This window comes from Achromobacter spanius (genome assembly GCF_029637605.1).
Lineage (GTDB): Bacteria > Pseudomonadota > Gammaproteobacteria > Burkholderiales > Burkholderiaceae_B > Achromobacter > Achromobacter spanius_E.
The window spans coordinates 2,457,773-2,470,019 of the sequence record NZ_CP121261.1 but is presented as its reverse complement, the minus strand read 5'-3'; the positions used below and the strand labels follow the sequence as shown (position 1 = coordinate 2,470,019).

Genomic DNA, 12,247 nt, shown 5'->3' with positions numbered 1-12,247 from the left:
TGTTAGGATAATCCCATGGCTCTGCATTTATCTATTCATCCTGCGAATCCTCAACCTCGCCTGCTCAAGCAGGCAGCCCAATGGCTGAACGATGGGGGCCTCGTGGCCGTACCCACCGATTCCAGCTACGCCGTTGTCGCGCGGCTGGACGACAAAGACGCCGCGGACGGCCTGCGCCGGCTACGCGGTCTGGACGAAAGACATCACTTGACGCTGCTGTGCCGTGACCTGGCCGAAATCGGCCATTTCGCGCGGGTCGACAACAAGCAATACCGCTTGTTGAAGGCTGCCACGCCGGGGCCGTGGACCTTCATTCTTGAAGCCACCAAGGAAGTGCCGCGGCGCGTATCGCACCCGTCGCGCAAGACCATCGGTATTCGCGTGCCCGATAACCTCGTAATGCTTGGCCTGCTGGAGCAAGTCGGCGCGCCGCTGCTTTCCACCACGCTGATTCCCAAGGACGAAACCGACGCGTTGAACGACGCCGAAGCCATCCGCGAACGCTACGACCACGATCTGGCCGCCATCATCGACGCGGGCGCCTGCCCGCAGTCACCCACCACCGTCATCGACCTGACCAGCGACGATCCCGTCGTGGTGCGCGTGGGCCGCGGCGACCCGGCCACGCTCGGCCTTGCCTGATTCCCCTTTTCCAGCATTACCCATGCGTGCCGGCTGCCGCCGGCACGCGGTTCATCTACAATCCGGTTCGCCATGAACGACCTCATTCAAACCATTGCCGTCTACGCGATCCCGGTCATTTTCGCCATCACGCTGCACGAAGCCGCTCACGGTTACGTGGCGCGCATGTTCGGCGATCCCACCGCTTATGAAGCGGGCCGCGTCAGCCTGAATCCGGCGCGGCATATCGACCCGATCGGCACGCTGCTTGTGCCCATGGCCATTTTGCTGGCGTCCAAACTGTTGGGCAGCCCGGGCATGCTGTTTGGCTGGGCCAAGCCCGTGCCGGTGGACTTCGGGCGCTTGCGCCGGCCCAAGCGCGACATGTTGTGGGTGGCGCTGGCGGGGCCGGCCGCGAATCTGGTCATGGCGATCATGTGGGCGTTTTCACTACGCATGATGCTGGAATCCGGCATGCAGGAATCCTTCTGGTTCCAGATGGGCGTGGCGGGCGTGAATATCAACCTGGTGTTGATGGCGCTTAACCTGCTGCCGATCCTGCCGCTGGATGGGGGACGCATCCTGTTCAGCCTGCTGCCCAACCGCCTGGCCTGGCAATATTCGAAAATCGAGCCCTACGGGCTGGTGATTGTCATCGTGTTGCTGGTCACCGATGTGCTCTGGCTTTTGATGCGGCCGGTGTATGAACTTGGAACGACTATCGTTCAGTGGTTTCTGTAGGATTTCATCCAATATCCGTTAAACTCAGCGGTTTCCTTGATTCTGGCCCTGGGGCATCCTGCCGCGGGGCGTTGGAGCCCTACATTTATGGCATCCCCTGCAACCGCCGCAGGCGTTAATTTCCAGGGCAGCTTGGTGGCCCTGGTCACTCCCATGCAGCCCGACGGCAGCTTGGACTACGCAGCCTACCGGTCCCTGATCGACTGGCACGTCCAGGAAGGAACCGACGCGCTCGTGGTGGTGGGCACCACCGGGGAATCACCCACGGTGTCCATGGAAGAGCACGCGGAACTGATCCGTGTTGCGGTGGAACATGCCGCGGGCCGCATCCCGGTCATCGCTGGCGTGGGCGCCAACTCCACCGACGAAGCCATTCATCTGGCCAACCACGCGAAGGCCGTGGGTGCGCATGCCGGGCTGTCGGTCGTTCCTTATTACAACAAGCCGTCGCAAGAAGGCCTGTACCGCCACTTCCGCACCATCGCGGAAGCCGTGGACCTGCCCACCATTCTGTACAACGTGCCGGGCCGCACCGTGGCCGACATGTCCAATGAAACGGTCCTGCGCCTGGCGCAGGTGCCCGGCATCATCGGCATCAAGGACGCCACCGGCGACATCGCCCGCGGTGGCCTGCTGCTGCGTGAAGCGCCTGCCGACTTCCAGGTTTTCAGTGGCGATGACCCCACCGCCGCCGCCCTGATCCTGCTGGGCGCGCGCGGCAATATCTCCGTGACCGCCAACGTGGCCCCTAAGCTCATGCGCGACCTCTGTGCCGCCGCGCTGGCGGGCGACGTGCCGAAGGTGCGTGAACTTAATGCCTATCTGGCCCGTCTGAACAAGGCTTTGTTCGTTGAAGCCAATCCCATCCCCGTCAAGTGGGCGTTGGCCGAAATGGGCCGCAGCGCACTGGGCTACCGGCTCCCGCTGGTTGAACTGGGTACGCAGAACCACGAAGTCGTGCGTCGCGCGCTCCAGGAAACGGGTCTGCTCTAAATATCGTGAGGATACGTATGAACAAACGTCATGCCGGTTTGTCGGCATTGATGTCTCTGGTGTTGTTGGCCGGCTGCAGCGAGGTCAATGAATTCCTGGGCAATGAAGAATCTGTCGACTACAAGAGCGCCGTCACCCAGCGTGGGGAGCCTCTGAGCATCCCGCCGGATCTGACTCAGGCCAATAGCGACCCGCGTTATCGCGCGCCGGCGTCGGGCTCGACGACGTACTCGCAATTCCAGCAGCAGGGCCAGGCGCAAGCCACCGCCCCGAAGACCAGCAACGTATTGCCCGACCGCCAAGACATGCGGGTTGAGCGCGATGGCGACCTGCGCTGGCTGGTGGTGGAGCGCCCGCCGGAAGAAGTCTTCCCCCGTTTGGTCGACTTCTGGACTGAAAACGGCTTTACCGTTGCCAACAACAACCCGGCCGCCGGTTTGATCGAAACCGACTGGGCGGAAAACCGCGCCAAAATTCCGGAAAGCTGGCTGCGCCAAGCGCTGGGCGCCGTGTTGGAATCGGCTTGGGATAGCGGCGAGCGCGAGAAATTCCGCACCCGCGTCGAACGCGTCGACGGCCACACCGAGGTCTATGTCAGCCATCGCCAGATGCTTGAAAAGCGCGTTGGCGCCGACGGTGGCCAGGTGCAATGGCAAAACGGCCAGGAAGATCCGGGCCTGAACGCCGCCATGCTTGCCCGCATGCTGGTCTATCTGGGCTCCGACGTGGACAGCGCCCGCAAGCTGGTGCAGCAGGCGGAAGCCTCGCCGCAAAAGCCTGCGGTGCAGGAAGACGTTCGCAGTCAAGGCACGTCCTTGCTGGTGGCCGAATCGTTTGACCGCGCCTGGCGCCGTGTTGGCGTGGCCCTGGACGGCGGCGGTTTTGCTGTTGATGACCGCGACCGCTCGGCTGGCGACTACTTCGTTCGCTACGTCGACACCGACACGGGCGAGCAGAACGAGCAGCCGGGCTTCTTCAGCCGTCTCTTCTCGGGCGACAAGAAGGCCGAAGCCCCGCAGTACCGTATCCACCTGGCCGGCAGCGGTGAGCAAACCACGGTGACGGTGCTGGACGCCAACGGCGCGCGCGACAACAGCGCCACGGCCCAGCGACTGCTGAGCGTCCTGAAGGACAAGATGTAAATCGCGTCAAGCCGGCGCCCTGCGTGCCGGCTTAAAAACGCCAAGGCCCCCGAGCTTCGAATCGGGGGCCTTTTTTATTTTGCGCAGGCGGTATGCAGACGCAAAAAAACCTCGGCGATTTGCTTGCCGAGGTTTTTTTGCGTCTTCAGAGCGGGGGTTCGTCTCTGTTTTATTAAGACGCGGGGGTGGTCGAGCCGCCCGGGGTGGTGGAACCGCCGCCAGGGGTGGTGCCGGGCGTGGGAGCCGGGGTGGCCGGCGGCGTGGTCGTGGGGGCGGGCGTGCTTGCCCCCGGGGTGGTCGCGGGCGCCGGGGCATCTTCCTTCTTGTCGCAAGCGCTGAGCGAGACGGCCAGCACCGAGGCAATAATCAAGGTTTTGCTCATCATTTTTGGACTCCTGTAGATGACGACTCTTGAAACCCCCTTAGGGGAAACCAGAACTCAGGCTACAGGAAGCCAGGGCCGCAGCGCGTGTGAAAGTTAAAAAGGTCGCATCCGAACGGCAACAAACCTTTCAGCTTGGTGTTATCTCTTTCCTTATGTGTCCCCGGGAGGGGATCTGATTGCGTTCTGTTCGAATCCGATACGTCGGCGTGTCCGGATACTACGCCGCCACGTAGTGCAACCAGCCGGAATCCAGCCAATCCGCCAGGCAGGAGCGAGCCTCGGGCGACAACTTGGCGCAAGCGGGGTCTGCGCAATCCAGGCTACGGGCGTCGGCCAGCTTGCGTAGTGCGGCGTCGGCGGGCGTCATGGCGGTTTCACCGTTGATGAAGAGCTGTTTGCCGCGATAGAGCATGCGGCTGCGGCGGTCCAATACCAGGCGGCCAGCATCGGGCCAGGCCTCTTCCAGATCCACGTCGATGCCATCCGCCGCGTCAAAGACACTTTGGTTGTGGGGTTCGGTCAGCCAGCAGCCTAGAAAGCGCGATGCCAGCGCATCGTCAAAACGCAGCTTTTCAACTGTTTCCAGCGTGGCGGCCACCAGCGCATCGGGCAAGGCGGCCGGCGTGTCGACGGCGGGTTGCCCCGGGTCGCGGTACACCGCCGACAGTTTCGGGCCGGGCAGCGCGGGTTCGCCATAGGGGCCGCCCAGCAAGCCCACGCGCGCCATCACCTGGTCCGCCGCGGCTTCGAGCAGGCCGCGCGCCAGGATGGCCTGGGTGGGGGCGCGGAAACCGATCGAGATGGTCATGCAGCCGTCACCCACGGCAACGCCGTCGTGCGCGGCCTGGGGCGGCAGATACAGCATGTCGCCCGGCGACAGCACCGCTTTTTCCTCGGGCTGGAAATTGCTGAGGATCTTCAAGGGCAGGCCCGGTTCCAGCGATAGGTCTTTCTGGCGGCCATAACGCCATTCGCGTTCGCCCGCGGCTTGCAGCAGAAAGACGTCGTAGCTGTCGAAGTGCGGCCCCACGCCGCCGCCATGGCTGGCAATGCTGACCATCACGTCGTCAAGCCGGGCGTCGGGAATGAAGCGGAACAGGCCCATCAGTTCAGACGCGGCATCGCTAAGCAGATCAACGCTTTGCACCAGCAGCGTCCAGTCGCCCTCGTTGTCCTTGGGCAGGCGCGCGAAGGGGCCGCTTTCCATTTGCCATTCGCCGTTCTCGCGCCAGATCAGGCGCGATTCCACGTCGTCGCGCTTCGCCAGCTTCTTGATGGCGGCGATGGCCAGGGGCGGCTTGAAGCCGGGAATGGCCTGGCGGATCAGCAGCGGCTTGCGCTGCCAGTAGCGGCGCATGAAGTCGTTGGGGCTTTGATTGCCCAAGAGCGGCAAGGGTTGGTCGAGGTTCATTGAAGGTGCTTCTTCAGGCGGTAGAGGGCGTCCAGCGCTTCGCGCGGGGTGAGGCTGTCGGGGTCGATGGTGGCAAGCTCTTCGCGCAGCGCGTCCAGGGCTTCGATGGCGTCGTGCCGTTCGGCCTGGGCGTAGGCTTGCGCGTCGGCATCGGCCGCGGCCGAGAACAAGCCCAACTGCGGCGTCGGCGCGCCTTGCGCTTCCAGCCGTTCAAGCTCGCGCGTGGCCTGGCGGATGACCGCCGCCGGCACGCCGGCGCGTTGCGCGACCTGAATCCCATAGCTGCGGCTGGCCGGGCCTTCGCGCACTTCGTGCAGGAACACGATGCCGGCGGCGGATTCCGCGGCGGCCAGGTGCACGTTGGCCGACGCGGGCTGTTCGGCCGGCAGTCGCGTCAGTTCAAAGTAGTGGGTGGCAAACAGCGTCAGCGCGCGGTTGTGCGCCAGCAGGCGGCAGGCAATGGCCCAGGCCAGCGCCAGACCGTCATAAGTGGACGTGCCACGGCCGATCTCGTCCATCAGCACCAGGCTGTTGGGCGTGCTGGCCGACAGGATGGCGGCCGCCTCGGTCATTTCCATCATGAAGGTCGAGCGCCCGCCCGCCAGGTCATCGGCGGCGCCGATGCGGGTGAAGATGCGGTCGATCTTGCCGATGCGGGCACGCGCGGCCGGCACGAAGCTGCCGATGCGTGCCAGCAGCACAATCAGTGCCACCTGCCGCATATAGGTCGATTTACCGCCCATGTTCGGGCCGGTAATCAACAGCATGCGGCGCGCCGGATCCAGCCGGCAGCCGTTGGGGGTGAAACGTTCAATGGCGTGTTCCACCACGGGGTGGCGGCCGGCGTCGATGTCGATGTCGGCGTTTTCGGAAAGATCAGGCGCAATCCAGTCGTGGCGGCGCGCGTGTTCACCCAACGCGGCCAGCGTGTCCAGCTCGGCCAGCGCGGCGGCGCAGTCCGACAAGGGCCGCACGTGTTCGGCCAGCACATCCAGCAATTGCTCAAACAGCCATTTCTCGCGCGCCAGCGAACGGTCTTGCGCGGACAAGACCTTGTCTTCCCAGGTCTTGAGTTCAGGCGTGATGTAGCGTTCGGCGTTTTTCAGCGTCTGCCGGCGGCGGTAGTCTTCCGGTACCTTGGCCGTCTGGCCCTTGCTGACTTCAATATAGAAGCCATGCACGCGGTTGAATTCCACGCGCAGGTTGCTGATGCCGGTGCGCTCGCGCTCGCGGGCTTCCAGTTGCACCAGGAAATCGCCACCATCGGCCGCCAGGCCGCGCAGCTCGTCAAGTTCGGCATCAAAGCCCGTGGCCAGCACACCGCCATCGCGGATGGCGACGGCCGGTTCCGGCGCAATGGCGCGCACCAGCAATGCGGCCAGCGCCGGGTCCACCGACAGGTGCGACACCAATTCACCCAGGCGCGGCGAGCCCGCCATGGGTTCGACCAGGTCGCGCAGCGCGGGCAGCGATTGCAGGGCGTCGCGCAGGCTGGCCAGTTCACGCGGGCGCACCGAGCGCAGCGCCAGACGTGCCGCGATGCGTTCGATATCGGGAAAGGCGTTCAGCGCGGCGCGCAGCGCTTCCAGCAAGCCGGCCGACCCAAACGTTTGTTCCACGTCCATGCGGCCGGCCAACAGCGCCGAAATGGCCTGCTGGCGCGCCAGGGCCTGTTCGTTCTCGCGCAAGGGATGGTGCAGCCAGCGGCGCAGCAGGCGGCTGCCCATGGGCGTGCGGCAAGCGTCCAGCAGCGAAAACAGCGTGGGCGCATCTTCGCCCGACAGCGTTTGCGTCAGTTCCAGGTTGCGGCGGGTGACCGGGTCCAGCAGCACATATTGCCCCGGACGTTCGGCCGACAGGCTTTGCACGTGCGCCAGCGCCTGCGATTGCGTGCGCGCCGCATAGCGCAGCAAGGCGCCGGCGGCGCAGATGCCGGCCGGCATGTCTTCAATATCGAAGCCCGCCAGCGTATCGGTCTTGAAATGCGCCAGCAGATGCGCGCGGGCGCCATCGCTTTCAAAGTGCCAGTCCGGCACGCGCGAACGCGCGCCTTCGAAGGGAAATTCAAAGACGGCGTTGTCGGCGCAGATAATCTCGGCGGGCGCAATGCGATGCAGCTCGGATTCCAGTTGGGCCGGCGCGCATTCGGTGACGCGGAATTCGCCGCTGGCCAGGTTCAGCCAGGCCAGGCCGGCGCGCGGCGCGCGGGCATTGCCGGACACGAACACAGCAGCCAGCGCGCGGTCGGCCTTGGCGGGCAGCAGCGCGTCGTCGGTCAAGGTGCCGGGGGTGACGATGCGCACGATGCGGCGTTCTACCGGCCCCTTGGATGCAGCCGGGTCACCAATCTGTTCGCAGATGGCGATGGACTCGCCCATGGCGACCAGCCGCGCCAGGTATTGCTCCATGGCGTGTACGGGCAGGCCGGCCATGGGGATGGGCGTGCCGTTGGACGAACCCCGCTTGGTCAGCGTGAGGTTGAGCAGGCGCGCGCCGCGCTCGGCGTCTTCGTAGAACATTTCATAGAAGTCGCCCATGCGGTAGAAGAGCAGCAAGGGGCCAGCCTCCGCTTTCAAGCGAAGGTACTGCTGCATCATGGGAGTATGGCCCGCGTGGGCCTCGGCGGCGGTGGGTTGTGTTGCTGAATTCATGCCCGTGATTGTATCGGGGCGGGCGGGGGCGTGCGGTGGGGGGCAGGATGGTTTTGGCGCTTGTTTGTCGTAATCGGGGTCGGGCCGATGATTGCGCGGCGGCTCGCCGGCAAGTTCTCGATTGTGCCCCGTTCGGTGCTATGGATTTGCCGCGCCCGACCGCCGGCGGCACAATCGCACGACGCGGCCCTGTGATGGCCGTGGGAGCAGCAGATGTCGGATTTTCCTTTTCCCGACCCCGTCAACGCCCTTGAGCGCGTAACGATTTCCAGTGGGGCGCACCGTGCCGAATTCGCGCCTGGGGGCGGGGGGCGGCTGACCCGCTTGTCCACGGGGGCGCATGACTGGATCGTGCCGCTGACCGCCACCGAGTGGCCGGCCGGAAAGTGGCCGCGCGCGGGGTCCTACCCGCTGGCGCCGTATTCCAACCGCATTCGCGACGGCGTGTTCACGTTCAATGGCGCGCGCCACGTGCTGGAATCGGTGCCGGGCCGGCCGCAGGCCATCCATGGGGCGGGCCTGTTCCAGCCGTGGCAGGTGCGCAATCACACGCCAAACAGTATCGACCTGGTGTTGAACCAGCCGGCGGGTGTGCTGGGTTGGCCCTGGCCGTTCGAGTGCGTGCAGCGCTATCGGCTGGATGCGCGTGGTTTGAGCCTGTCGCTTAGCCTGATCAACCAGGGCGACTCGCCCATGCCCTGTGGCCTGGGTATCCATCCGTACTTCACCGCCGAGCGCGTGGCGCTGAACGCGCGGCGCCTGTGGCCCGCCGATGCGAACGGCTTGCCCACCGGCAGCCGGGTCAAGCATGTGCGCGAAGTGCGCCGGTCGGCCGAGGGTTGCGATACCTATCTGTCGCAATGGGAAGGGCGCGCCACGCTGCACTGGGCCGACGGCCACGAACTGGCGCTGCACGCGGACCCGGCGTTCGCGCATCTTGTTGTCTATACCGCGCCCGGGTCGGAGTTTCTGTGCGTGGAGCCGGTCACCAATGTGGCGGATGCCTTCAACCTGGCGGCGGCCGGCGAAACGCGTACCGGGATGCAGGTGCTGGAGCCGGGAGCGCGCTTGGCGGCAACGGCCTTGATGGCGCTGACGCCGCCCAGGGGCCAACGCTGAAGGCCGGACTTTGAAAGCGCCGCTTCCTCCGGCGATAATCCGTCAACCCAATCCAGGAGTTCCTACGTGAAAAAGCTCAGCACCGAACAATTGCAGGCCGCGGCCGAAACGCTGCGCCGGGTGCAGGCGAAGCTGGCCCGCTCGGGCAGCCTGCCGCTTGAGCCCACGCTGTACGCCAGTGCAAAGGGTTTTCGGCGCAACGTGCCTGATTATTTATGGGCATGGCTGTCGGGCCTGCTGGCGCCGCACAAGAGCCTGGCCTCCTGGATGGACACGCATCAACCGGGCTGGCGCGACGGCAAGACGCCGGCCGCCGTGGTCTATGCGCGGACCGAGAAGGGCTGGTTCGACTGGCTGATCGCCGAACTGGAAGCGGAGATCAACGATCCGCACGCTCGCGCCAAACGGGAAGGGCAGGCCTGACGGGTCAAACGGGGCCTTCCGCCGGTGGCGCAACGCCACCAGCCATCTTTGCGTAAGCCGTTGCGCCCAATGACGCACCATGCACGGCCAGATGCGCGCCCAACTGAATCACTTGCAGGATCTCGTCACGCGCGACGCCTTCGGCCAGCGCATGCGGGATCAGCGTCTGCAACGTTTGGCGGTCTGCCTGCGTGAAGCAGGCGTGCAGCGCGATGCGCACCAATAGCCGCTCGGCGGGTGTCAAGCCAGCGGCCGGCGCGCCGCCTTCAACAAAATCTAGCATCACGGCCACATAGCCAGGATCTTGCGCCGCCAGTCGCAGCAGGCTTGGTGCTTGCTCGGGCCAGCGCGCATGAATGCGGGCGCAAAGGGCTTCATCCGGGGGCAAGGCTGCGACCGGGGCGGCTTGATGCAGCATGTCGGCGGCTTGCAGCACGGCGCTCAGGCCTTGCACGGTGACCAGGTGCAGCACGTCGAACACATCGGCTTCGCTGGCGCCGGCTTCGCGTGCCATGCGCAGATGGGTCGCCAGACCGGGCTCGTACAGATGCGTGGCCGAGGCGTCCAGCGCCACATAAACCAGTTCCACCATGCGGGGAGTCAACGGCCCCGTTCGCGCCGGATACCCCGCGTAGTCCGCGTAGTGCGACAGAAACGCGGGGTTGGCGCGCAGTAGCGCCTCGGTCCATGGCCGCCAGTAGCCGCGTGCGGCGATGAAGCGCGATTTAATGGCATCCCGGTCGTCTAGTGGGTGCATAGCGTTTGTCCGGTCAGGTATTGGGATTCTGCGCCGGCTACGAAGCGCAGCAGCGGCGATAGCGCGGGGTTCGGCTCCGCCGAGGCGATTTCGACGGCGTTGATGCGCCGCGCGCGCGGCCCCCATTCGCAGGCGAGCGTGGCGATCAGCATGCGTGCAGCGGCGTCGTCCCCCGCGTGTTCCCAATCCGTGTCAGCGGCGCGTGGCAAGAGCAGCGTCAGGCTGCCGGGCGCATCGCCCCCGCCATGGCGGCGGGCGGCGGCCAAGGTGGCGGCCAGACGCCCGCCGGGCGGGCTCGCCAACACGGTGGCGTCGAGTATCGCGCGGTAGCCGTCGCGCACGTCCGTGCCGCGTAGCGCCGGCCAGTGGCCATGCACGGTCAAGGACAACGGCGTATCACAGGACGCTTGCGCGATGCCGCTGGGGGCATAGGCCTGGCTGCCGCCAAACACCGACGATCCGCCGTCCACTGACAAGCGGCCGCCCGAGACGAGTGCCGCGTGGTCGCTGGCCAGAAAGGCCAGGGCGCAGGCGATTTCCTCGGGGGCGGCCAATCGGCCCAACGGAATCTTGGCGACCGCGCGCACGGGGTCCAGTCGGCCGGATGCGATCAGTCCGTCGACCAGCTCTGTTTGCACGAATCCGGGACACAGCACGCTGACGCGACGTTCCGGGTGCGCCAGGGCCAAGGCTTGGGTTTGCGCGATCAGTCCGGCCTTGCTGGGGCTATACGCCCCTCGCATCGGAATCGCGCGCAGCCCCGCGCCTGAGGCCACATTGACGATGCGTGCATGCCGCGTCAACCGTCCGTGCAGGGCGCGCAGCAGCCGTGCCGGCGCGTGCAGGTTCAGGTCCAGCAGCCGCTGCCAGTTGTCATCGGCTTGGTCGACGGCGGGCAGATTGCTGGCGTCCGTCATGCCCGCGTTGTTGATGATGGCATCCAGCGGCGGCATGTCGTCGGCCAGCGCGTTGATCTGGCCAGGATCGGTCAGGTCCGCGACGCGGGCAAGATGTTCGAGCTTGGTGGTGGCCGACGCGGCAGGCAGCGATCCAGAGACGTGCGCGGCTCCGGCGTTCAAGGAATCGGCGCTCAATGCCGCCGCGCGCAGCGCCGCCAGCAACCCCTCCAGCGCTTCCGCATTGCGGTCCACCAGCACGCAGCGTCGCCCCAGCCGGGCCAGCCGCCAGGCCGTGGCGCGGCCGATGCCGCTGGCCGCGCCCGTCAACAGCACCGTTTCCATCAGAGCGTGGTGAACGTGATGCCGCCGTCCACCACCAGCGCCTGCGCCGTGATGAAGCGGGCTTCGTCGCTGGCCAGGAAGGCAATGCCGCTGGCCACGTCCTCCACCGTGCCCAGCCTCCCCATCGGCGTGCTGGCGATGCGACGCGCGTCGCGTTCGGCGTTGCGGTTGCGCTGCGTGCCTTCCGTCGGCACGGCCGAGGGGCAGACGGCGTTGACGCGAATGCCGCGTCCGCCCAGCTCGGCCGCGGCCGCGCGCGTAATGCCCAGCACCCCGGCCTTGATGCCTGAATACACCATCGACGCGGGTGCGGATTTCAGCGCGGCGGTGGACGCCACGTTGACGATCGCGCCTCCGCGTTCCGGGTCCATCGCCTCGGCGGCCGCCTGGATGCCCCAGATCACCGCCTTGAAACCGATGTCCAGCATGCGGTCCATCGTGTCGGCCTGGATCTCGGCGGCGCTTTGGTAGCGTACCCAGGCCGCGTTGTTGACCAGGATGTCAAAGCGCGAACCATGTTCGGCTGCCTGGCGCACGGCCTGCGCGATGCCTTCGCGCGACGATACGTTCTGCACCACCGCAAACGCCTTGCCGCCGGCGGCGTTGATGTCGGCGACAGCCGCATCCACCAGGTCCTGTTTTAAATCGTTGATGCCCACGACAGCGCCGCGCGCGGCAAGCGCGCGAGCCGTGGCGCGGCCGATGCCGGCGCCTGCGCCGGTGACGAGCGCAACGCGCCCAACCAGATCCTGTTGCATGGTTT

The 12,247-nt window shown here is 66.0% G+C and carries 12 protein-coding genes; 6 read left to right on the top strand and 6 right to left on the bottom strand.

Annotated features, from left to right (window positions below; genetic code table 11):
• The first annotated feature begins 15 nt into the window (after window positions 1–15).
• The 4 genes from P8T11_RS10845 to bamC all read left to right on the top strand — a co-directional run bounded on the left by P8T11_RS10845 (window position 16) and on the right by bamC (window position 3,497).
• The gene (locus P8T11_RS10845) at window positions 16–642 is read left to right on the top strand and encodes an L-threonylcarbamoyladenylate synthase (RefSeq protein ID WP_268081943.1); all 627 of its coding nucleotides are present in this window, start codon (window positions 16–18) and stop codon (window positions 640–642) included.
• Between the two features lie 72 nt (window positions 643–714).
• Window positions 715–1,362 carry a site-2 protease family protein gene (locus tag P8T11_RS10840; protein ID WP_268081944.1) on the top strand — a complete coding sequence of 216 codons (648 nt, stop codon included), beginning with the start codon at window positions 715–717 and terminating at the stop codon, window positions 1,360–1,362.
• An 87-nt stretch (window positions 1,363–1,449) separates the two neighbouring features.
• On the top strand, window positions 1,450–2,355 hold the full coding sequence (gene dapA, locus P8T11_RS10835) for a 4-hydroxy-tetrahydrodipicolinate synthase (RefSeq protein ID WP_259245901.1): 906 nt from the start codon (window positions 1,450–1,452) through the stop codon (window positions 2,353–2,355).
• A gap of 17 nt (window positions 2,356–2,372) precedes the next feature.
• Entirely contained in the window at window positions 2,373–3,497 is a 1,125-nt protein-coding gene (gene bamC, locus P8T11_RS10830; RefSeq protein ID WP_268081945.1) for an outer membrane protein assembly factor BamC, read from the top strand.
• Window positions 3,498–3,669: 172 nt separating this feature from the next.
• On the opposite strand, the gene P8T11_RS10825 is transcribed toward bamC, so the two are convergent.
• From P8T11_RS10825 to mutS, 3 genes are all read right to left on the bottom strand, one after another.
• Entirely contained in the window at window positions 3,670–3,882 is a 213-nt protein-coding gene (locus tag P8T11_RS10825; RefSeq protein ID WP_268081946.1) for an endopeptidase, read from the bottom strand.
• A 217-nt stretch (window positions 3,883–4,099) separates the two neighbouring features.
• Window positions 4,100–5,293: a cupin domain-containing protein gene (locus P8T11_RS10820; RefSeq protein WP_268081947.1), complete on the bottom strand. Its 1,194-nt coding sequence runs from the start codon at window positions 5,291–5,293 to the stop codon at window positions 4,100–4,102.
• Window positions 5,290–7,944, bottom strand: a complete 2,655-nt coding sequence (mutS, locus tag P8T11_RS10815) for a DNA mismatch repair protein MutS (protein WP_268081948.1) — start codon at window positions 7,942–7,944, stop codon at window positions 5,290–5,292. Before mutS ends, P8T11_RS10820 begins: the two co-directional genes overlap by 4 nt.
• Before the next feature lie 213 nt (window positions 7,945–8,157).
• Here mutS and P8T11_RS10810 point away from each other — a divergent pair, with 213 nt between their 5' ends.
• Together P8T11_RS10810 and P8T11_RS10805 are read left to right on the top strand one after the other, a co-directional pair.
• The gene (locus P8T11_RS10810) at window positions 8,158–9,063 is read left to right on the top strand and encodes an aldose 1-epimerase (RefSeq protein ID WP_268081949.1); all 906 of its coding nucleotides are present in this window, start codon (window positions 8,158–8,160) and stop codon (window positions 9,061–9,063) included.
• A 66-nt stretch (window positions 9,064–9,129) separates the two neighbouring features.
• A complete protein-coding gene (locus P8T11_RS10805; RefSeq protein ID WP_268081950.1) occupies window positions 9,130–9,486 on the top strand; it encodes a hypothetical protein in 357 nt (118 codons plus the stop codon).
• A 4-nt stretch (window positions 9,487–9,490) separates the two neighbouring features.
• On the opposite strand, the gene P8T11_RS10800 is transcribed toward P8T11_RS10805, so the two are convergent.
• From P8T11_RS10800 to P8T11_RS10790, 3 genes are read right to left on the bottom strand one after another with little or no spacing between them, the layout of a single operon-like run.
• Window positions 9,491–10,243 carry a carboxymuconolactone decarboxylase family protein gene (locus P8T11_RS10800; protein WP_268081951.1) on the bottom strand — a complete coding sequence of 251 codons (753 nt, stop codon included), beginning with the start codon at window positions 10,241–10,243 and terminating at the stop codon, window positions 9,491–9,493.
• Window positions 10,231–11,484, bottom strand: coding sequence for an SDR family NAD(P)-dependent oxidoreductase (locus P8T11_RS10795; protein ID WP_268081952.1), 1,254 nt, complete (start codon window positions 11,482–11,484; stop codon window positions 10,231–10,233). The genes P8T11_RS10800 and P8T11_RS10795 overlap by 13 nt, the downstream gene beginning before the upstream one ends.
• On the bottom strand, window positions 11,484–12,242 hold the full coding sequence (locus P8T11_RS10790) for an SDR family NAD(P)-dependent oxidoreductase (protein ID WP_268081953.1): 759 nt from the start codon (window positions 12,240–12,242) through the stop codon (window positions 11,484–11,486). Before P8T11_RS10790 ends, P8T11_RS10795 begins: the two co-directional genes overlap by 1 nt.
• Window positions 12,243–12,247: the final 5 nt, after the last annotated feature.